Origin of the sequence: Hydrogenophaga sp. (assembly GCF_036675665.1) — a bacterium.
Lineage (GTDB): Bacteria > Pseudomonadota > Gammaproteobacteria > Burkholderiales > Burkholderiaceae_C > Hydrogenophaga.
Genome location: NZ_JAKFEO010000045.1, coordinates 1 through 21561 on the forward strand (window position 1 = coordinate 1; position 21561 = coordinate 21561).

At 67.4% G+C, this 21561-nt stretch carries 17 protein-coding genes and 1 rRNA gene; 13 read left to right on the forward strand and 5 right to left on the reverse strand.

Annotated features, from left to right (window positions below; genetic code table 11):
* Positions 1-113 (reverse strand): 16S ribosomal RNA (locus V6M63_RS16800); the annotation flags it as partial.
* 571 nt (positions 114-684) lie between these two features.
* Between V6M63_RS16800 and abc-f the strand changes: the two genes are divergently transcribed.
* Together abc-f and V6M63_RS16810 are read left to right on the forward strand one after the other, a co-directional pair.
* Positions 685-2589 (forward strand): ribosomal protection-like ABC-F family protein, encoded by a 1905-nt coding sequence (gene abc-f / locus V6M63_RS16805; protein WP_332743720.1) that lies wholly within the window; start codon positions 685-687, stop codon positions 2587-2589.
* Positions 2590-2637: 48 nt separating this feature from the next.
* The gene (locus tag V6M63_RS16810; protein WP_332743722.1) at positions 2638-4848 is read left to right on the forward strand and encodes an ATP-binding protein; all 2211 of its coding nucleotides are present in this window, start codon (positions 2638-2640) and stop codon (positions 4846-4848) included.
* A gap of 13 nt (positions 4849-4861) precedes the next feature.
* On the opposite strand, the gene V6M63_RS16815 is transcribed toward V6M63_RS16810, so the two are convergent.
* The gene (locus tag V6M63_RS16815; RefSeq protein ID WP_332743724.1) at positions 4862-6349 is read right to left on the reverse strand and encodes an aminotransferase-like domain-containing protein; all 1488 of its coding nucleotides are present in this window, start codon (positions 6347-6349) and stop codon (positions 4862-4864) included.
* Between the two features lie 144 nt (positions 6350-6493).
* Between V6M63_RS16815 and V6M63_RS16820 the strand changes: the two genes are divergently transcribed.
* The 7 genes from V6M63_RS16820 (at position 6494) to V6M63_RS16850 (ending at position 12542) form a co-directional block, all read left to right on the forward strand.
* Positions 6494-7108 (forward strand): LysE family translocator, encoded by a 615-nt coding sequence (locus V6M63_RS16820; RefSeq protein ID WP_332743726.1) that lies wholly within the window; start codon positions 6494-6496, stop codon positions 7106-7108.
* Between the two features lie 61 nt (positions 7109-7169).
* Entirely contained in the window at positions 7170-8114 is a 945-nt protein-coding gene (locus V6M63_RS16825; protein WP_332743728.1) for a DMT family transporter, read from the forward strand.
* A gap of 12 nt (positions 8115-8126) precedes the next feature.
* Complete coding sequence (locus tag V6M63_RS16830) at positions 8127-9404, forward strand: aminotransferase-like domain-containing protein (RefSeq protein ID WP_332743729.1); 1278 nt, start codon at positions 8127-8129, stop codon at positions 9402-9404.
* 2 nt (positions 9405-9406) lie between these two features.
* The gene (locus V6M63_RS16835; RefSeq protein WP_332743731.1) at positions 9407-10021 is read left to right on the forward strand and encodes a glutathione S-transferase family protein; all 615 of its coding nucleotides are present in this window, start codon (positions 9407-9409) and stop codon (positions 10019-10021) included.
* A gap of 12 nt (positions 10022-10033) precedes the next feature.
* Complete coding sequence (locus V6M63_RS16840; protein WP_332743733.1) at positions 10034-10885, forward strand: PhzF family phenazine biosynthesis protein; 852 nt, start codon at positions 10034-10036, stop codon at positions 10883-10885.
* On the forward strand, positions 10882-11568 hold the full coding sequence (locus V6M63_RS16845) for a VOC family protein (protein ID WP_332743735.1): 687 nt from the start codon (positions 10882-10884) through the stop codon (positions 11566-11568). Before V6M63_RS16840 ends, V6M63_RS16845 begins: the two co-directional genes overlap by 4 nt.
* The gene (locus tag V6M63_RS16850; RefSeq protein WP_332743737.1) at positions 11565-12542 is read left to right on the forward strand and encodes a threonine dehydratase; all 978 of its coding nucleotides are present in this window, start codon (positions 11565-11567) and stop codon (positions 12540-12542) included. Before V6M63_RS16845 ends, V6M63_RS16850 begins: the two co-directional genes overlap by 4 nt.
* On the opposite strand, the gene V6M63_RS16855 is transcribed toward V6M63_RS16850, so the two are convergent.
* Positions 12528-14861 (reverse strand): hybrid sensor histidine kinase/response regulator, encoded by a 2334-nt coding sequence (locus tag V6M63_RS16855; protein WP_332743738.1) that lies wholly within the window; start codon positions 14859-14861, stop codon positions 12528-12530. The genes V6M63_RS16850 and V6M63_RS16855 overlap by 15 nt on opposite strands.
* 199 nt (positions 14862-15060) lie before the next feature.
* Here V6M63_RS16855 and V6M63_RS16860 point away from each other — a divergent pair, with 199 nt between their 5' ends.
* A complete protein-coding gene (locus V6M63_RS16860; RefSeq protein WP_332743740.1) occupies positions 15061-15744 on the forward strand; it encodes a histidine phosphatase family protein in 684 nt (227 codons plus the stop codon).
* 9 nt (positions 15745-15753) lie between these two features.
* Here V6M63_RS16860 and V6M63_RS16865 read toward each other — a convergent pair whose 3' ends face one another.
* Entirely contained in the window at positions 15754-16596 is an 843-nt protein-coding gene (locus V6M63_RS16865) for a creatininase family protein (RefSeq protein WP_332743742.1), read from the reverse strand.
* Positions 16593-17831: a cyclopropane-fatty-acyl-phospholipid synthase family protein gene (locus tag V6M63_RS16870; protein ID WP_332743744.1), complete on the reverse strand. Its 1239-nt coding sequence runs from the start codon at positions 17829-17831 to the stop codon at positions 16593-16595. Before V6M63_RS16870 ends, V6M63_RS16865 begins: the two co-directional genes overlap by 4 nt.
* 211 nt (positions 17832-18042) lie before the next feature.
* On the opposite strand from V6M63_RS16870, the gene V6M63_RS16875 reads away from it, so the two are divergent.
* From V6M63_RS16875 to V6M63_RS16885, 3 genes are all read left to right on the forward strand, one after another.
* Positions 18043-20256, forward strand: a complete 2214-nt coding sequence (locus V6M63_RS16875; RefSeq protein WP_332743745.1) for a protein-disulfide reductase DsbD family protein — start codon at positions 18043-18045, stop codon at positions 20254-20256.
* Between the two features lie 54 nt (positions 20257-20310).
* Positions 20311-20928, forward strand: coding sequence for a thioredoxin family protein (locus V6M63_RS16880; RefSeq protein ID WP_332743747.1), 618 nt, complete (start codon positions 20311-20313; stop codon positions 20926-20928).
* Between the two features lie 191 nt (positions 20929-21119).
* Positions 21120-21561: uroporphyrinogen decarboxylase family protein (locus V6M63_RS16885; protein ID WP_332743748.1), on the forward strand; the 442-nt coding region annotated here is incomplete at its 3' end.

Sequence of the window (21561 nt, forward strand, 5' to 3'; positions counted from 1 at the left end):
ATTACTCACCCGTTCGCCACTCGTCAGCACCTTGCGGCCTGTTACCGTTCGACTTGCATGTGTAAAGCATGCCGCCAGCGTTCAATCTGAGCCAGGATCAAACTCTTTAGTTCGATCTTGAAAATTACTCATAAAAACGGAATTGAAGTGAACTTCACTTCTATTCTCATGAGCGTTTAAAGTCTTGCGACTTGGACTCTTTCAAGTCCGTTTCGCAATCGCCTTCAAACGCCCACGCTTATCGGCTGTATATTTTTAATGATCTCCGCAAACTCACCGGCCTTCACCGTCTTCGTCTGCCTGCTTAGCTGCGATCAGCTGAGCCTCGTATTATGACACAGTTTTTGGAGCGTTGTCAAAAAATCAGATTTTTTTTATTTGATCTTTTCGCGCTGCCTTGGCTGCGTCTCCACTGTCTTCTCTGGCCTCCCGGGGGGCGGCTGCTGTGTTCAGCGGAGCCTTGCAGTATATGCCAGATTTTGAGCTCTCGTCAAACCGGTTGAAAAAGTTTTTGATGTCATGCCGCCCGGGCACGGCTTGGCACAAGGTAGCGCATGCGATGCCGACGCCATGAAAAGGCTCTGCGGCCCATCGGCTCCTTCCTGGCTCCTTCCTTATAGGCAGGCCGCAAGCGTGCACAGAGAGTGACGGGGATAATCGCGGCTCTTTTGTCTCGGGCTTTGCATGGCACTCATCACCCTTCAGAACGCACAGTTGGCCTACGGCCATGTGGCGCTCCTCGATCACACCGACTTTGCGCTGGAGACCCAGGAGAGAGTAGGCCTGATCGGGCGCAACGGAACCGGCAAGTCATCGCTGCTCAAAATACTGGCTTCCCTGGAGAAGCCCGACGACGGAACACTGCAAGTGCAGACCGGCTTGCGCATTGCCTATGTTCCGCAGGAACCCATTCTTGATTTGCAATCCACTGTGTTTGAGGCAGCCAGCGTGGGCTTGGCGGACGCGCGGGCGGCGCGGGATCTGTATTTGAGCGGGGCAGAGGGACTCGACCTCGACGCATTGCAGAACCGCATCGAGGCGCTGGATGCCTGGAACTGGGAACAACGGGTGGAGGAAACACTGCATCGTCTGCACCTGGACGGCGCGGTGAAGGTGGGGGAGCTCTCGGGCGGCAACAAGAAGCGCGTGGCGCTGGCACAAGCGCTGGTGAGCCGCCCTGATGTGTTGCTGCTCGACGAGCCCACCAACCACCTGGATCTGGACAGCATCACCTGGCTGGAAGACCTGATGCTGGAATACCAGGGCAGTCTGGTCACGATCAGCCACGACCGGGCCTTTCTTGACCGCGTGGCCACCCGCATGGTGGAACTGGACCGCGGACGGCTGCTGAGCTATCCGGGCAACTTTGCGCAGTACCAGATCCTGAAGGAAGAGCAGATGGCGCAAGAGGCGGTGATCAGCGCGCGTGCCGACAAGCTGCTGGCCCAGGAGGAGGTGTGGATCCGCAAAGGCGTGGAGGCTCGCCGTACGCGGGCCCAAGGGCGCATCACACGACTGGAGCGTTTGCGCGAGCAGCGTGCGCAGCGTCGCGACGCACTGGGCAGCGTGAAACTGGAAGTGGCCAGCGGCAACTCCAGCGGCAAGATCGTCGCCGAACTGGAGAAAGTGACGCAATCGTTCCCGACCGCTGGCGGTGGATTGCGCACGGTCATTCGCGATTTTTCCGCGACTATCCTGCGTGGCGACAAGATCGGCTTGATCGGCCCCAATGGCGCAGGCAAGACCACTTTGTTGAAGATCATCCTGGGTGACCTGATGCCCACCGGCGGCTCGGTGCGCCAGGGCAGCAAGGTCAGTGTGGCGTATTTCGATCAGATGCGCGATCAACTGGACCTGGACGCCACGCTGGAGGATTTCATCAGCCCGGGCAGTGAGTGGATCGAGATCGGCAACAAGCGCACGCACGTCAAGAGCTACCTGAGCGATTTCCTGTTTTCACCGGCACGCGCCAATGCGCCGGTGCGCACGCTCTCGGGCGGCGAGCGCAACCGCCTGTTGCTGGCGCGGTTGTTTGCGCGCCCGGCCAACGTTCTGGTGCTCGACGAGCCGACCAACGATCTGGACATCGACACGCTGGAGCTGCTCGAAGACCTGCTCCAACAGTATGAAGGCACGGTGTTCCTGGTGAGCCACGACCGCCGGTTCCTGGACAACGTGGTGACAAGCACGCTGGTGTTCGAAGGCGATGGCCGCTGGCGCGAGTACGTGGGCGACGTGCAGGACTGGCTCACGCAGTCGGCCCGCTCGGAATCCCTGCAGCGCGAGCGCGACGCCCAGACGGCTGCGCCCACGGTCAAGGCAACGCCTGCTGTGGCGCCGGCGAGCACTCCAGCCGCCACTGCCAACAAGAAGAAGCTCAGCTACAAGGAACAGCGCGAGTTCGATGCCCTGCCGGAGCGCATCGCTGCGCTGGAGGCTGAGCAGGCGAGCGTCGACAGCGAACTGGGTGGCGGTCAACTATTCAACACCGATCCGACGCGGGCGGCTCAACTTGGCGCACGCCATGCCGATATCGAGGCTGAATGGCTTCGGGCAATGGAGCGCTGGGAGGTGCTTGGCGGAAGCTGAGGCACTTGTCGGCGTGAGCTGAAGCTGCGCACAACCTCACAATGGCTCATGACACCTGACCGCCTGGCTCTGGACCTGCAGCGCACGCTCAACGAGCTTGCGCAGGAGAAGGCGCGCACGCAGCAGCTGCTGGCCGAAGTCGAGCATCAGAACCGGGAACTCGATCGCTTGCGCAGTTCGGTTCATCGCGAGTCCAACAGCCGCCTGCTGGCCGAAGAAGCGCTGGACGAGACGCGCGACCGGCTGCAGATGGCGGTGGACGCCGCGGGCCTGGCCTTGTGGGATTGGCAATTGCCATCGCGGCAGATGTTCCTCACGGCGCGCTGGGGTGAGCTGATCGGCGACATCGGCAGGGACGCCTACTGGGAGGTGGCAGAGTTGAAGTCGCGCTTGCATCCCGAAGACGCACGCCTGCTTCAGACCGCGATGACGGCCTTGCTGGAAGGCCGCGAACAGCGGGCCGTGGTGCAACACCGGGTGCGCACCTCCACCGGGTGGCTCTGGGTGGAGACCCACGGCATGGTGGCCGAGCACGACGCCCGGGGCATGCCCCTGCGGCTCATGGGCACGCTGGCCGACATCGGTGAGCGAAAGCGCATCGAACAGGACAGCGCACAGGCCCGCGAGATGGCCGAGCAGGCCAGCCAGGCCAAGAGCGACTTTCTGGCCAACATCAGCCACGAGGTACGCACTCCGCTCAATGCGCTGATGGGTCTCACGCGCATGCTCATGGACTCACCGCTGAATGCGGAACAGGCGAACTGGCTCGCGCTCATGGACAGTTCGGCGCGCGCCCTTCTGGCCTTGCTCAACGACATCCTGGATCTCTCCCGCATCGAGGCGGGCAAGCTGGACATCGAACACACGCGCTTCGACCTTCACCGTGCGCTGCGGGATGCATCGGGGCCCCACGCCGAGCAGGCCCGGGCCAAACCCCTGGCCTTCCAGCTCGTGCTGCATCCGGACCTGCCGCAATGGGTGCTGGGAGACCCGGGCCGGCTGGGACAGGTGGTCGGCAACCTGTTGTCCAACGCGATCAAGTTCACGCCGCGCAACGGCCGCATCGACGTGACCGTGTCCAGTCCCGAGGCGGCCGGCTCAGGTCCGCGCGAACTGCAGTTGAAGGTGCAGGACAGTGGGGTGGGCATTGGGCGCAAGCAGCAGGCCACGATTTTCGAAGCGTTCACCCAGGCCGATGCATCCACCGCGCGCCGGCACGGCGGCAGCGGTCTGGGACTGGCCATTTGCGCGCGCCTGGCCAGCCTGATGGGCGGCCGGATCGACCTGCAGAGCGAACTGGGCCAGGGCAGCACCTTCACGCTCACACTGCCCCTGCAGGAATCCCCCACGGTGAATGAAGGGCTTCTGAGCGCTCCCATGGAGCTGCTGGAAATCGCCGACGCCGGCCCGCGCTACGCAGGCATGGTGGTGTTGCTGGCCGAAGACCATCCGGTCAACGAAATGATGCTGCGACAGCTGCTGCTGCGCCTGGGTTGCATCGTGCGCGTGGCGCGTGGTGGAGCGCAGGCCGTGGCGCAATGGGAGCAAGGCGGTATCGACATGGTGTTGATGGACGTGCAGATGCCGGGCATGAGCGGTCTGCAGGCCACGCAGATGATCCGCGAGGCAGAAGGCAAGCGGCGCCTCAAGCGCACCCCGATCGTGGCGGTGACGGCCAACGCCATGCCGGGTGATCGCCAGGCCTGCCTGGCCGCGGGCATGGACGGCTACACGCCCAAGCCGGTCAGCCCGCAGGCCTTGATGCAGGAAATGGATCGGGTGCTGGCGTTGCTGGCATCCGGACCCGTGCCCGCCATTGCGCCCAGCGCACTCCCCCCTCCCGCTGCCCCTGTCAAGCGTCCGGCCGCTTCCCCCGATGCGCTGGATGTGGACAAGCTGCGCAGACGCCTGGACGGCGACGAGGAAACCCTGCGACAGCTGGCACTGGCCATGCGCAGCGACCTGGTCTCCAAACTGACCGACATGCAGCGCGCTTTCGAGGTCAAGGACGCCGCCGCCGCAGTGGCGCATGCCCATGGGCTCAAGGGCTCGCTGGGCAGCATGACGGCCGAGCGCGGCGCGCGACTGGCCAAGGGGTTGGAACTGGCGGCACGGGGGGGCGACTGGGGCTTGTTTGGTCGCGCCTTGCCACTGATGCGAACCGAAGCGCGCCAGATTGACCGCATCCTCGCCCGCATCCTCGACGCCAGCGGCAGCGACCTGTTCGGCAGCACCGAACCTCCGGCCACGGTGTACTGAGGTCCCAGGACTCCTACGCTCCCCCGCTGCGCGTGGTCCGCTGCCCCCCGAGGGGGCTGAGCCGGCCTTGGGACGGCCCGGCGGCTGGCTCGTTGGCGTCCCGGGTGAGGCGGCTGAACACGCGCCAGAACGCAGCGTCCTGCGTGGTGGCGAAGTTGATGCGCATCAACGTGCTCGGCGCGCGCGCCGCGTGGAACAAGGCGCCGGGTGCGATCAGGTAGCCTTCATCCAACATGCGCTGCGCCAGCTCGTCGGTGTCCACGCCGGTGTCGACCCAGCCAAACAGCCCCACCGGCTCGGCCGCGAATGTGCAGCCGGCCGCCAGCGCCAGTTTCACGCTGCGCGCACGCGCCGCGTCGAGCCGGGTGCGGATGCGCTCGGCATGCCGGCGCAACTGGCCTTGCTCGATGCACAGCGCCAGTGCTTTCTCCAGCAGCGCGGGCGTGGTGAGCGTACTCAGCAGTTTGGTGTCGAGCAAGGGCTCCACCAGGGCGGGCGGGGCGGCCAGATAGCCGATGCGCCAGTTGGGCGCCAGGATCTTGGCGAAGCCACTCACGTAGATCGTGCGCTGCAGGCCGTCGAGCGCACTCAGCCGCGTGGCGTGCTCGGGCGCGATGTGGCTGTAGGTATCGTCCTCGACGATGTGGAAGTTGTGCTGGTTGGCCAGTTGCAGCAGGCGGTGCGCGCTGCCGGGCGAGAGGCAGTAGCCCGTGGGATTGTGGAACACGCTCACGCTCACGTACAGCTTGGGCTGGTGCACCTCGCAGTACTTCGCCATGACCTCCAGGTCGGGCCCGTCGGCACGCCGGGGCACCGGCAGGATGCGCATGCCCAACGCGGCCAGGCGCGCAAACTCCACCGCCCAGCCCGGTTCCTCCACCATCACCGGATCGCCCGCGCGCAGCAGCGTGCGGCTCACGATGTCGAGCGCGTGCGTGGCGCCCACGGTGGTGATGATGTGATCGGGCTCGGTGTGAATGCTCAGCGTGCCGAGTTTTTGCGCCAGCACCCGGCGCAGGCCGCTGTCGCCCAGCGGTTCACCGTACTGGAGCGAGAAGTCCTGCAGCGCGCGCGTGCTCGTGACCTTGCGCACCGCCGCCGGCATGAAGGTGGATTCCAGCCACTCCGGCGGGAACACGCCCATGCCGGGATGCGGCTTGTTGCTGACTTTGTGAAACATGCCGCGGATCAACGCCGTGGCGTTGATGGGAGATGCGCCGGTGCGCGCCGCGGCCTTGGTTTCGGGCGCCGCCACATCGCCGCGCGGTGTTGGCATCTCGCGCACGAAGAAGCCGCGGTTCTTGCGCGCCTGAACCAGGCCCTGAGCGAGCAGCTGGTCGTAGGCCGCAACCACGGTGGCCGTGCTCACCCCGTGCTGCTCTGCACACTGGCGAACCGAGGGCAGGCGTGCACCGGGCGCCAGCAGGCGGCTGCGAATGCGATCGGCAAAGCGCACGGCGAGTTGCTCGGTCAGGGACTGTGCAGAGGTCTTCATCAGCATGGGGAACGCATCCTTCCTGGCGGTCTGTACTGTCGAGGCGACCAATACAGATATCCAACTGCGCTGGCCAACTGTATTGGTTGTGTATTGGCGCAAAGATTACATTGATCTTCCCGAACTGACAATCTCCACGCCCCATTCCTCATGAGCGCCACCGAGTTGACCGCCCTGCTCCTGTTCTGCACAGCGATGAGTTTTTCGCCGGGCCCGAACACCACGCTGTCCACGGCACTCGCGGCCAACCTGGGCCTGCGACGCGCGCTGCGCTTCTGCTTCGCCGTGCCCACCGGCTGGACGCTGCTCATGCTGGCCTGCGGCCTGGGCCTGGGCGCGCTGGTGCTGAGCGTGCCGGCGCTGCGTTGGGGCGTGAAGCTGCTGGGTGTGGTCTACATGCTGTGGCTGGCCTGGAAGCTGGCTGGCGCTGCGAAGCTTTCCGATGTCGACGCCTCGCGACTCAACGTCACGTTCATGCAGGGCGTGGGCCTGCAGTTCCTCAACATCAAGGCCTGGATGCTGGCGCTCACGCTCACCGCGGGCTGGGTGGTCAACGCCAGCGGGCAACCCGCCGCCAATCCCGGTGAACGTCTGGCCATCATCTGCGTGGTGATGGTGTTTTTCGCCTTCATCAGCAACTTCACCTACGCAGTGGCCGGCTCGCTGCTGCGCCAGTGGCTCACGCAAGGGCGGCGACTGGTCTGGTTCAACCGCACGCTGGCCGCCGTGCTGGTGGCCACCGCACTGTGGATGCTGACCGTATGAGCGCCGCGCAGGGCCGCCCCAAGCAAGCTCGCACCGCAGTGCGCAACACGAAGGTACTCGCATGACCTCACACACCATGCTCGCGCCGCGCTGGCGCGACCTCCCCGCCAACCAGGGCCTGCTGCTCGGCCTGCTGGGCGTGACCATCTTCGCGCTCACGCTGCCCATGACGCGGCTGGCCGTGGGCACGGTGGATGCGCCCCAGATGTCGGGCGTGTTCGTCGCGCTCGGTCGGGCGGTCGTCGCCGCGTTGCTGTCCGCCGCATTCCTGGTCGCCACGCGCGCACCATGGCCCCGGCGCGACGACCTGCTGCCGCTGGCCATCACCGCGGCCGGCGTGGTGTTCGGCTTTCCGCTCTTCACCTCGGTGGCCATGCGCTACGTGGAAGCGGTGCACGCCAGCGTGATCGTGGGCGTGCTGCCGCTGGCCACGGCGGCGGTGGGCGCGTTGCTGCATCACCAGCGCCCGTCCACCGGCTTCTGGGTGTGCGCGGCGCTGGGCAGCGCGCTGGTGGTGGGCTTTGCGGTGCTGCGCTCGGGCAGCGCGGGTTTGTCCATCCACCCGGCCGATGCGCTGCTGCTCGCGGCCATGCTGTGCGCTGCGGTGGGTTACGGCTATGGCGCTCGGCTGTCGCAGCGCATGCGTGCCGAGCACGTGATCTGCTGGGCGCTGGTGATCGCGCTGCCCATCACCCTGCCCCTGGCCGCGTTCACCCGCCCGCAGACCGCGCTGCAGGTCTCGGCCTGGTGGGGCTTCGCCTACACCGCCGTGTTTTCGATGTGGATCGGTTTTTTTGCCTGGTACCGTGGCTTGGCGCTCGGCGGGACGGTGCGTGTGAGCCAGGTGCAACTGGTGCAGCCCTTCCTGGGCATGTTGTTCGCGGTGCCGCTGCTGGGCGAGCGGCTGGACGCGGTCACGCTGGGCTTTGCCGCAGCCGTGATCGCCACCGTCTTCATTGGCAAGAAAATGCCGGTACACGCCACAGCGCCCATCGAACGGAATTGAACGGAGAACGCCATGAAGCCCAACGACCTCCCCACCGCCACGCCCTGGACACTGGCGCGTCGCGCCGAACGCATGAATCCCTCGGTCATTCGCGAGCTGCTCAAGCTCACCGAGCGCCCGGGCATCATCAGCTTCGCCGGCGGCCTGCCCTCGCCCGACACCTTCCCCATCGAGGCCATGCGTGAAGCCTGCGACCGCGTGCTGCGCGAGGACGGCCGCAGCGCGCTGCAGTACGCCGCCAGCGAGGGCTACGGCCCGCTGCGCGAGTGGGTCGCGGCCAGCCTGCCCTGGGCCGTGGACCCGGCGCAGGTGCTCATCACCACCGGCAGCCAGCAGGGCCTGGACCTGGTGGCCAAGGTGTTGATCGACAGCGGCAGCCGCGTGCTGGTGGAAACACCCACGTACCTGGGCGCCCTGCAGGCGTTCGCACCCATGGAGCCGCAGATCGACAGCGTGGCCAGCGACGCCGAGGGCGTGGATGTGGACGCGCTGCTGCAGCAACTGGGCGCCGGCGACGACCAGCCCGAGAGCATGGAGCGTCGCCGCCTGCTCACGCTCGACCTCGACCCGGCCAGCAGCCCGCAGGCCGCACCGCGTTTTTTCTATGTGCTGCCCAACTTCCAGAACCCGACCGGCCGCAGCATGGGCCTGGCCCGGCGCCAGGCACTCGTCGCCGCAGCCGCGCGCGTGGGCCTGCCGCTGGTGGAAGACAACCCCTACGGCGACCTGTGGTTCGACCAGGCGCCGCCCACGCCGCTCACCGCACTCAACCCCGAGGGCTGCATCTACCTGGGCTCGTTCTCCAAGATCCTCGCCCCCGGTCTGCGGCTGGGTTTCATGGTGGCGCCCGCGAGCATCTATCCCAAGCTGCTGCAGGCCAAACAGGCGGCCGACCTGCACAGCCCCAGCTTCAACCAGCGTGTGGTGGCCGAGGTGCTCAAGGACGGTTTCCTGGATCGTCATGTGCCGACCATCCGCGCGCTCTACAAGCGCCAGTGCCAGGCCATGCTCGCCGCGCTGGACAACGAGATGACGGGCCTGGGCGTGCAATGGAACGAGCCCGACGGCGGCATGTTCCTCTGGGTGCGTTTGCCCGAGGGCATGAGCGCCGTGGAGTTGCTGCCCCATGCGGTGGAGCGAGGTGTGGCCTTCGTGCCCGGCAGCGCCTTCTACGCCGATCACGCCGACCCACGCACCCTGCGCCTGAGCTTCGTCACGGCCAGCGTCGAACAGATCGCGGTCGGCATCGGGGCGCTGGCCAAAGCCATCCGCGAGCAGCAGGGGGCCTGAGCATGCTGCACCTGTGGGGTCGCCTGAGTTCGATCAATGTGCGCAAGGTCGTGCTGTGTGCGCAGGTGCTCGGCATCGACCTGCCGCGAACCGACGCGGGTCTGGCCCACGGCGTGGTGAACACCCCCGACTACCGCGCGAACAACCCCAACGGCCTGGTGCCGCTGCTTCGGGACGGTGACTTCACGCTGTGGGAGTCGAACGCCATCGTGCGTTACCTCTGTGCACGCGAGGGGAATCTCTACCCATCAGACCTGCATCAACGCTTCGACGCCGAGCGCTGGATGGACTGGCAACAGACCACGCTCAATCCCGCGGGCAGCCCCGGCTTCAGACAATGGATACGCACCGCGCCCGAACAGCGCAATACCGGGGTGATTGCGCAATCGGTGGCCGCCACCGAACCGCTGTTTGCGATGCTCGACGAACACCTGTCGCGCCAGGCTTTCATGGCGGGCGATGCGCTCACCATGGCCGACATCCCGATCGCCTGCGAAGTGCACCGCTGGTGGGGCCTGCCGCAGCCGCGCCCGGCCTGGCCGCACCTCGATCGCTGGTACGCCGGCTGGCTGGCGATGCCCGCCAGCCGCGGCGTGCTCGACCTGCCTTTGTCCTGAACCGGAACCCCCATGACGCAACGCGCATTCCAACAAGTCGACGTGTTCACCGAGACGCCTTACCTCGGCAATCCGCTGGCCGTGGTGCTTGACGGCAGCGGCCTGTCCACCGAGGCCATGCAGCAGTTCACCGACTGGACCAACCTCTCGGAATGCACCTTCGTGCTGCCACCCACCGCCGAGGGTCAGGCCGCGGGCGCCGACTACCGCGTGCGCATTTTCTGCCCCGGGCGCGAGCTGCCGTTTGCCGGCCACCCCACGCTGGGGACCTGCCACGCGTGGTTGACAGCGGGCGGACAAGCGCGCGGCGAACACGTGGTGCAGGAATGCGGCGTGGGTCTGGTGCGCATCCGGCGCGACGGCGCCCGGCTGGCTTTTGCGGCGCCGCCCTTGCGCCGCAGCGGCCCGCTGGATGAAGCCGATGTGTTGTTGATCGCGCGTGGTCTGGGCCTGTCGCGCGACGACATCGTGGCGCACGCGTGGTGCGAAAACGGCCCACCCTGGCGCGGCGTGATGCTGCGCACTGCGGCGCAGGTGCTGGCCCTGAAGCCGAACGCCAGCGTGCTCGCCGGGCTGGACGTCGGCGTGGTCGCGCCGCAGCCCGCGGGCGCAGACACCGCGTTTGAAGTGCGCGCCTTCTTCCACACCGCCGATGCACTGAGCGAAGACCCGGTCACCGGCAGCCTGAACGCGGCGGTGGCGCAGTGGCTCATCGGCGCGGATCTGGCGCCCGACCGTTACGTGGCCGCGCAAGGCACGGCGATGGGCCGCGCCGGGCGCGTGTACATCGAGCGCGATGCCGACGGCACCATCTGGGTCGGTGGCGCCTCGGTCACCTGCATCAGCGGTCAGGTCACGGTGTGACGCCCCGCATCGACCACCTGGTGGTGGCCGCTCGCACCATCGAGGACGGCGTGACCTGGTGCGAAGCCGCGCTGGGCATGCCACCCGGCCCCGGCGGTGAACACCCCTTGTTCGGCACGCACAACCGGCTGCTCAAGCTGGGCGATGGCAGCGACCAGGCGCCGTACCTGGAGATCATCGCCATCAACCCGAAGGCCACGCCCACGCGCGCCAGCGGACTCAGGCGCTGGTTCGATCTGGACGACCCGGCCCTGCAGACCCGGCTGGCGCACGACGGCCCGCAGTTGGTGCACTGGGTGGCCAGCGTGCCCGACATCGACGCGGCACTGGTCGCCTTGCAGGCCATCGGCATCCAGCGCGGGCCGGTGGTCAGCGCCTCGCGCCAGACAGCCCACGGCCTGCTGCAGTGGCGCATCAGCGTGCGCGACGATGGCCAGCGGCTGTTCAACGGCGTGCTGCCCACGCTCATCCAGTGGGGCTCGGCGCACCCCACCCAACACATGCCGCCCAGCGGCATCACGCTGCGCCAGTTGCGCCTGCGGCACGCGGGTGCGGCCGGTCTGCGCGCGGCGCTTCAGGCGCTGGGCCTGGAGGGGATGAGCGTGAGCGATGGCCCCGCCGGCCTCACCGCGGAACTCGACACCCCGGCCTGTGGCCGCCTCACCTTGATGTCACCTCCATGAACGCCAACCTGCCCTGCCTGGCCGACATCGAAGCCGCCGCCGAGGTGGTCTACCGCTCGTTCCAGGCCACGCCGCAGTACCGTTGGGCCACGCTGAGCGCGCGCCTGGGCACCCATTGCTGGGTCAAGCACGAGAACCACACGCCGGTGGGCGCATTCAAGATCCGCGGCGGCCTCACCTACTTCGATCAACTCAGGCAGCGCGGCGAATTGCCGCGCGAGGTGATGAGCGCCACGCGCGGCAACCACGGCCAGAGCATCGGCTGGGCCGCGCGCATGCACGACGTGGCCTGCACCATCGTCGTGCCGCGCGGCAACTCGGTGGAGAAAAACGCCGCCATGCGCGCGCTGGGCGCGACGCTGATCGAACACGGTGACGACTTCCAGGAAAGCAGGGAGCACGCCATCGCACTCGCCGCCGAGCGCAGCGCGCACATGGTGCCGAGTTTTCACGCCGACCTGCTGCGCGGTGTGAGCACCGCCTGGTGGGAGTTCTTTCGCGCCGTGCCGCAGATGGACGTGGTCTACGTGCCGGTGGGCCAGGGGTCGGGCGCGTGTTCGGCCATCGCCGCCAAGCTCGCGCTGGGCCACCCGGTGCGCATCGTGGGCGTGATCAGCGCCCACGCCACGACCTACGCCGACTCGTTGGCCGCGGGCCGCGTGGTGGCCTCGCCCGTGACCACCGTGCTGGCCGACGGCATGGCCTGCCGCGTGGCTGACCAGGCCGCGCTCGACGTGCTCGCACCGCACCTCGATCACGTCGTGCAGGTGAGCGACACCGAGGTGGCCGAGGCCATGCGCATGCTGTTTGCCGACACGCACAACGTGGCCGAAGGCGCGGGCGCTGCAAGCTTTGCGGCGGCTTGGCAGGAGCGCGATGCGCTCAAGGGACAGGTGGTGGGAACCACCCTGTGCGGCGGGAATGTGGACAGCGCGACGCTGGCTGCCGTCCTCAAAGCGTCAAACGGGTTCTGAGCGAACCAGCCGCGCCACCACTTCACAGAAGGCCTCGACCGCGTCGGTCTTGAACACCACCTCGCGCACCCCGGCGGCCCTGGATTCGGCCTGCAGTTCGTCGGTGATGTAGCCAGAGGCCACGGCCACGGGCAGTTGCGGGTTGATCTCCAGCACCGCCTTGGCCACTTCCAGACCCGACATGCCGGGCATGTTGAAGTCGGTCAGCAGCAACTGAAAACCCGTGGGCGAGGCCCGCACCGCGTCGATGGCCTGCGTCTGCGAGGTGAACGCCGTGACGCGGTAGCCCCGGCGCTCAAGCAGGCGGCGCACGAGAAACACCAACGTATCGTCGTCGTCCAGGTAGAGGATGTGAGGTGGAACCGCGGAAGGGTCGTCGGCCATGGCTGGGTCGGATGTGGAGCAGGGTACGGTTGGGGGTATTGGCGATTCGAAACCCATTGTGACGGGTTCGAGCGACCTCAGGGCAGTGGTGGTTTCACCCTGGCAGTCAGGCTCGTCGGGGGCAGCGGGGAAAAACAGGGTGAACGTTGTGCCCCCACCGGGATCGGTGTCGACCTCGATCGCGCCTCCGTGCACCTGCACGATGCCCAGCACGACCGGCAGGCCCAGACCCGTGCCCCGGCCCACCGCCTTGGTGGTGAAAAAGGGCTCGAAGATCCGGTTGCGCACGGCCTCGGTCATGCCGCTGCCGTTGTCCGTCACGCGCAAACGCACGGCGCCCACATCGAGTCGGGCGCAGGTCTGGGCGAGCTCTGCGGGCAACAATGGAGAAGTGTTGGCCAGGCCGTCGATGCGGCATTCGATGCGTCCGGGCCGACCGTCCAGCGCATGAATGGCGTTGGTGCACAGGTTGACGAGCACCTGGCCGATCTGGGTCGCGTCGGCCTCGATGGACAAGGTGTCGGGCGCGCACGACTGCACCAGCTCCACCTGAGGTGGCATGGCCCCGCGCAACAGGGTGCAGGACTCGGCCAGGATGGTGCACACGTCGACCCGCGTGCGCTGCACGGGCTGCTGGCGGCTGAACGCCAGGATCTGGCGCACCAGTTCGCGCCCGCGGCGCGCGGCGGTGCTGATCTCGTGCAGGCTCTCGCGCGAGGCGGCGTCGGGCGGCAGGTCCTGTCGCGCCAGATCGGCGTTGCCCAGGATGGCGGCCAGGATGTTGTTGAAGTCGTGCGCCACGCCCCCGGCCAGCGTGCCCAGCGCTTCCATCTTCTGGGACTGCGCGAGCTGCGCCTGCAGGTGCTTTTGCTGGGCCTGCGCGTTCTTCAGCGAGGTGATGTCGATGAAGGTCAGAACCACATGGCGCAAACCACCCTGCGCGTTGTTCTCGGGGTAGGCATTGCACAGCGCCCAGTGCACGCCCTCGCCGGCCGCCTGCGGCATGCCGATCACCACGCTGCGCACCGGCTGGCCCGTGGCGAGCACGCGCTCGAACGGCATTTCGTGCCGGCGCATCGGCTGGCCGTCTTCTCGAAGCATCTGCCAGCCCTCCGCCGAAGGTTCGGCCAAGGCTCGGTTCGCACCCCCATCGCTCCAGCCCAGGAAGCGACGGGCGGCGGTGTTGATGCTGGACAAGGTGTGGTCGGGCCGAAACACCATCACGCCCGCGCTGAGGTTGTCGATCAGGGCGCGTGAGTCGGCCTCCCGCTGTTGGAGGCCCTGGCGCGCCTTGTCACCGTCCATGCGCAGGCGGTAGGACACCAGGGCGCCATACAACACCACCCGCAGCAGTTTCGTGAGCAGGAAGAAGAAGACGAAGGGCGGCGTCATGGCGTCCTGAGACATGCCGAGCACCTGCAAGGTGACGGCAAAGCCCAGCACGCCGCAGAACTCGAGAATTGTGAGTGCCTTGAGTGCCTGCATCTCGGGCACGCGGCGCCGCGGGTCGGCGCGCCGGATTTCGAGGTACGAGCACGCCGCAATCACCATGATCGAAGTGGTGAACACCGTCTGCCGAACGACCTGCAGTTCCCACTCGATCAGGAAGAAGAGCGTCACACAGAAGAACACCAGGGTGCCCGTGAGGATGGGCAGCAGCGGTCGAGACGTGCCGACATAGCTCCGGAACCCGAGCCAGCTGCACAAGGCACTGACCATCAGCGCGGTGTTGCCCACGGGAAAGGTCACCGCATCGGGCAAGGCACCGCGCGACCACAGCATCACCGAGCCCAGGATGCCCAGCACGGCAGACAGCGACCACCACCCCGGGCCACCGATGGCGGGATAACGACGCATCTGGGCCCAGAAGGCCAGCGCAATCAGAAAGTCGACGCCCACCCGCAAGGCCAGCAGGGTCGGCAGGTCAAGCGTCATGGGAGGGGAACAAGGCCAACATTGCATTTATTGAAGCACAGCGGGTCCGGGTCATCGTCTGGATAAACACCCCAAAGGCCCCGGTGTTCGGCGCAACGGTCGGCAACCCTGGCTGGACAGACGCCTCTGCGACTCTGCCGGCACCCGCAGTCGCTGTCGGGACAAAGCACCACCGGGGCGCGGACCCAGAATGCCCATCATGGGAACGCTCTACCTTGTGCGCCACGGCCAGGCCTCGTTTGGCGCGGACGACTACGACCAGCTCAGCGAGATGGGCCACCGACAGAGCCGTCGGCTGGGGGAGTACTGGGCCGAACGTGGCGTGGTCTTCGATGCCGTCATCACGGGCACGCTCAAGCGCCACGCCCAGACCTGGGCCGGCATCGCCGAGGGGGCGAAGCTGAGCGAAGAGGCCCTGGCCTGGCCAGGCCTCAACGAGTACGACAGCGAAGCCGTGATCCGCGCGATCCACCCGCATCCACTGGAGAAGCCGCGTTCGGCCGAAGAAGCGCCCGAGCTCTACCGCCACCATTTCCGCCTGCTGCGCGATGGACTCACCCAGTGGATGGCGGGCACCGTGAGCCCCCAGGGCATGCCCAGTTACATCGATTTTGTGCACGGCGTCACCAGCGCGCTGGACCACGTGCGGGCGAAGCACCATGGGCAGAACGTGTTGCTGGTGTCCAGCGGCGGGCCGATCTCCACCGCCGTGGGCCAGGTGCTGGGCCTGAGCCCCGAGGCCACGATCGAGCTGAACCTGCGCATTCGCAACAGCGCGGTGACCGAATTCCAGTTCAACCCCAAGCGGCACACGCTGCTGTCCTACAACACGCTGCCGCACCTGGATCAACAGGAATTCAAAAGTTGGGTGACTTACGCCTGAACCGGTGTTTCAGGTCTTCGGATTGAACGCCGTCGCCTCCGAGAGCGTGTCCCCCGGCAATCGGTCAATTTCGCTCAGCAGACGCGCCAAGGCACGCCCAGCCGCCTCCAGCACCGCACGGCCTTTGTCGGCCGTCGCCGCCGCCGCATTGCCCACGGCGCCGTGAGCGTTGTAGTCCTGCATCTGCCAGCCCAGCTTGGCGCTCTTGCCGTTGCCCAGGATGTCGAACTGCCCGGCGCGGTCCTGTGACTTCGACGCGAAGTTGGCGGCGTGTTGCATGCGGACCTTGTCCAGTGAGAGCGCCAGCATCAGCGAGGTTTCGATCTCCCCGGCGTGGATGCCGAAACGGTGTTCCTCGCTGCTGAACATCGCATTCAAGTCGCGGCCGTCCTCATCCAGCAGCGGCAGATGGAACCAGTTCACGCTGTAGACCAGCATGCCCAGCCGAGCGCGCAGGTCGCGCGCCACCACGTCCATCAGGCCCACTTGCCCACCGTGCGCGTTGAAGAGCACCAGCTTCTTCACGCCGCTGGCCGCCACGCACTCGCCGATCTCGGTCCACAGGCGCAGCACCGTCTCGGCTTTCAGCGTGAGGGTGCCGGCAAAGCGCGTGTGTTCGGGCGAGTAGCCCACGGCTTGCGTGGGCAGAAACAGCGCGGGCAGATCCGGCGCGATGTGCGGGATGCTCGCGGCGATCACCCCGTTGGCGATGTCGGTGTCCACCGCCAGCGGCAGGTGCGGGCCGTGCTGCTCGATCGCGGCCACGGGCAGCACGGCCATGGCGCGCGCCTTGTCCAGCAAGGCAAAGTCGGCGGTGGTGAGGTCGGACCAGTGGCGCAGGGGGCTTGTCATGCACCGATCTTACGGTCGGCATACATCCAGTGGCGCGACCAGGGCAACTCGGTGGCGGGCTGCCCGGCCGCGCGGCACAACACCTGGTAGATCGCCACCTCATCGTGCTCGAACGCCCAGGCACATCCAGCCAGGTAGATGCGCCAGATGCGCCAGCGCTTCTCGTCCACCAGCGGCTTGATCCGCGCCGTGTTCGCTTCGAAGGCCTCGCTCCAGAGCTGCGTGGTGCGCATGTAGTGGCGGCGCAGGTTTTCCACATCGAAGGCTTCCAGCCCGCCCTCCTGCAGGGTGCGCAAGACGGTGCTGATGTGCGGCACCTCGCCGCGCGGGAACACGTAGCGGTCGATGAAGTGGCCCCCGCCATGGCGCGTTTCGCCGTCGTACGCGTCGGTGCTGGTGATGCCGTGGTTCATGGCCCAGCCGTCGGGCTTGAGCAGCGAGCGGATGCGGGTGAAGTACGGCACGAGGTAGTCCAGGCCCACGTGCTCGAACATGCCCACGCTGGTGATGCGGTCGAACGGTTCGTCCTGCACGTCGCGGTAGTCCTGCAGACGGATGTCGATGCGGTCCTGCAGCCCGGCGGCCCGCACGCGCTCGCGCGCCAGTTCGAACTGGTTCTGCGACAGCGTCACGCCCACGCACTGCGCGCCAAACTTCTCCGCCGCGCGCAGCACCAATGCGCCCCAGCCGCAGCCGATGTCGAGCAGGCGCTGACCCGGTTGCAGGCGGATCTTGTTCAGGATGTGATCGATCTTCTGGATCTGCGCCTGGTCCAGCGTTTCGTCGCCTCGCTCGAAATAACCGCACGAATACACCATGCCCTCGCCCAGCCACTGGGCGTAGAAGTCATTGGACACGTCGTAGTGGTACTGGATGGCCTCGCTGTCGCTCTCGCGCGTGTGGCCGAAGCGCCGGCGCAGCCGGCCGAGCAGCCCACCCTCGGGTTGTGCGTGTTCGGCCAGACCGTGCGCCACGGCCAGGATGTCCGGCACCGAGCCTTCCACGTCGATCAGCCCTTCCACATAGGCCTGGCCAAGTGTGTCCAGCCCCGGGTCGATCAGGAGCGGCAGGGCGGAGGCATCGCGCACGCGGATCTCCACCTGCGGCTGCTCGAAATCGCCCAGCGAGAGCGACGAGGCGCCGCGCTCACCCCAACTCAGGCGAACCGGCAGGTTCACCCGGGTTTTCATGCGTTGCGCCCAAGGCAGCAACGCGCGTTCGACGATCGATCCCATGCACACCTCCATGCGGGCCTGACCCAGCTTGTGATCCGGGTTGTACCCAATTGAGCAGAGGCTGTGAAGAGCCCGGGGCTCACGCACGGCCGACAAGACAGAAAAACAGCGGTGACTTATATTCAAAAGCCGCCGCGCACGGCCCTCCGAGGAACTTGGGCGAGCCCGGCCGCTCACACCGTTCGCCGCCTCTTTTCCACACCCGATCCCGATGCAGTTCCCCACCGAATTCAGAATCTCCGCCGCCCTTCGCCTGCTGGGCGCCTGGCTGCTCGCCGCCGCCGTGCCTTTGGGCGTGGCTGCGCAGGGTTTGCTCGGCGGCAGCGCCGCCAGCGTGACGGTGGTGAAGAGCGACCAGGCGCGTGCCGAACTGGTGGCGCATGCGCCGGACGGCGCCGGGCCGGGCCAAGCCGTCTGGGTCGGCCTGCAGCTCACCCACGCCCCCGAATGGCACACCTACTGGAAGAATTCGGGTGACTCCGGCCTGCCCACCGAACTGCGCTGGACGCTGCCGCCCGGTGTGACCGCCGGCGAGATCGCCTGGCCCACGCCACGCAAGTTCCCGATCGGCAACCTGGCCAACTATGGATATGACGGCACCGTGGTGCTGCCGGTGCCCCTGACCGTGAGCCCGGACTTCAAGGGCGACACGATCGACGTGCAGCTCTACGCCGCCTGGTTGGTCTGCCGCAAGGAGTGCATTCCGGAAGAGGGCAACTTCGCGCTGCGCATTCCCGTGCAGGGCTCGACCGGAAGCCATGGTGCCGCCTTCGAGGCCAGCTTCCAGGCCGCGCCCAAAGACCAACCCGCTGCGGGCAGCCAGCTGCAGCCCGAAGCCGGTTTCGTGAACGTGTCGCTGGCGAACCTGCCCGCCGCCTGGCGCGGCAAGACGCTGGAGTTCTATCCCGAAACCACCGGCCTGATCGAACCGGGCGCCCCCTGGACCCAGGCCTGGGACGGCACGCGCTGGACCGCCCGCGTGCCGCTGTCGCCGCACCGCAGCGAAAGTCCGGCTCAACTCGCGCTGGTGGTGGCCGAAGCCAATCCGCCCGGCCAGGGGCCGGGTGCCGCTGGCGTCCGCCTGGAGGTGCCGGTGCAGGGCGCCTGGCCCGCACCCGCTCCCCTGCCGGCCGCCGTGCCCGACGCGCTGCAGGCCGCGCTGGACGCCAACGCCGCGCGCGCCGCCGCGCCGGTGAACAGCGCCACCGCGCTCACCCTGGGCGCTGCCTTGCTGGGCGCGCTGCTTGGCGGCCTGATCCTCAACCTCATGCCCTGCGTGTTCCCGGTGCTGGCAATCAAGGTCATGGCTTTCGCGAAACACGCCAACGACCGCCATGCCCACCGCACCCACGGACTGGCTTACACCGCGGGCGTGGTGCTCTCGTTCACCGCGCTGGGGGCCTTGCTGCTGGGCCTGCGCGCCGCCGGCGAGCAGCTGGGCTGGGGATTCCAGCTGCAAAGCCCGGCCGTGGTGGCGGGTCTGGCCGTGCTGTTCACCCTGATCGGCCTGAACCTGGCCGGTCTGTTCGAGATCGGCAACGTGCTGCCCAGCCGCCTGGCCAGCCTGCAGGCCAGGAACCCCACGGTGGACGCCTTCCTCACGGGCGTGCTGGCCACGGCCATCGCCTCGCCGTGCACGGCGCCGTTCATGGGCGCCTCGCTGGGCCTGGCCATCGGCCTGCCCGCGGCGCAGGCACTGGCCGTGTTTGCGGTGCTGGGCCTGGGCATGGCCCTGCCGTATCTCGCCGCCAGCTGGATTCCGGCGGTGGCGCGCGCCCTGCCCCGCCCCGGCGTCTGGATGGACACCTTCCGCCGCGGCATGGCGTTCCCGATGTTTGCCACCGTGGTCTGGCTGCTGTGGGTGCTGGGCCAGCAAAGCGGCATCGACGGCGCGGCCGGGCTGCTCATGCTGCTGGTCGTGCTGGCCCTGCTGGTCTGGTCGCTCGGCCTGCGCGGCAGGAGCCGCGCGGCGCTTGCCGGCCTGTCGCTCGCAGGCCTGGTCTGGCTGGGCTGGGTGGTCGGGCCCAACGTCACACGCATGCAGGAATCCACGCCCGGCCAGGCCGTGGCCACCTCGCAAGACGGCGTGAGCTGGCAAGCCTGGAGCCCCGAGGCGCAAGCCACCCTGGTGGCGTCGGGCCGCCCGGTGTTCGTCGATTTCACCGCCGCCTGGTGCGTGACCTGCCAGTACAACAAGCGCACCACGCTGGCCGATGCGGCGGTGCTGGGTGACATTGCCGGCAAAAACGTGGCCCTGCTGCGCGCCGACTGGACGCGCCGCGACCCGGCGGTGACCGCAGCGCTGGCCAACTTGGGCCGCAACGGCGTGCCGGTGTATGCGATCTACAAGAACGGACAAGCACCGCAGTTGCTGTCCGAAGTGTTGAGTGTGGAGGAGGTCCGCGCGGCGCTGTCCAGGCTTTGAACCTGTGCGATCGTCGCTTCGTCCGTCATTGATACGTCTTCAGGAGTCATCACCATGCAACGCCGCCCCATCATTGCCCTGACCGCGCTCTCACCCTTTGCCAGCCTGCTGCCCACCGCCGCCCGGGCCGCCAGCGTGGGCCAGGCCGCGCCCGACTTCACCCTGATGGACACCACCGGCCAGCCGGTGAAACTGTCGCAGTTCAAGGGCAAGCCGGTGGTGCTGGAGTGGAACAACCCGGGCTGCCCGTTCGTGAAGAAGCACTACCAGGGCAACATGCAGGCCCTGCAAAAAGAAGTCACGGGTCAGGGCGCCGTCTGGCTGGCCATCAACTCCACGCGCGACGACAGCGGCGACTACATGGCGCCCGCCCAACTCGGCCGCTGGATGATCGAGCAGAAAGCCAGCCCCACCGCCGCCCTGATGGACGAGGACGGCAAGGTCGGCCAGGCCTATGCGGCGCGCGTCACGCCCCACATGTACATCGTCAATGCGCAAGGCGTGCTGGTGTACGCCGGGGGCATCGACAGCATCGCCTCGGCCCGGGTGGACGACATCCCCAAGGCCACCAACTACGTGCGCCAGGCCATGGCCGAAATCCAGGCCGGCAAGCCGGTGAGCGTGGCCACCAGCCGCGCCTACGGCTGCAGCGTGAAGTACCAGGCGGCGTAAACGCCGCACCCCCCCGCCTCGCCTTCGGCGCCTCCCCCCTGGGAGGGGGGCGACACCTGGGGCCGGCGGAGCCGGACCCGCGGTGTCTCTGGGTGAGTGTCGCGTCTTGCCGTGCGGGTCGCGCTCCGGCACGGCTTCCCGGGACCGGGATAATCCCCTTACCCCTGCCACCATTCCCGACACCGTCACCCATGCCCTTTGCTCCTCTTCAGAACGACAGCTTCCTTCGCGCCTGCCTGCGCCAGTCCACCGACCACACGCCCGTGTGGCTCATGCGCCAGGCCGGCCGTTATCTGCCCGAGTACCGCGCCACGCGCGCCAGGGCCGGCAGCTTCATGGGGCTGGCCACGAATGTGGACTACGCCACCGAGGTGACGCTGCAGCCGCTGGAGCGCTATGCGCTGGACGCGGCCATCCTGTTCAGCGACATCCTCACCGTGCCGGACGCGATGGGCCTGGGTCTCTCGTTCGCGCTGGGCGAAGGCCCGAAGTTCGCGAAGACGGTGCGCACCGAGGCCGACGTGGATGCACTGGCCGTGCCCGACATGGACAAGCTGCGCTACGTGTTCGACGCCGTCACGTCCATCCGCAAGGCCCTGAACGGCCGCGTGCCGTTGATCGGTTTCTCGGGCA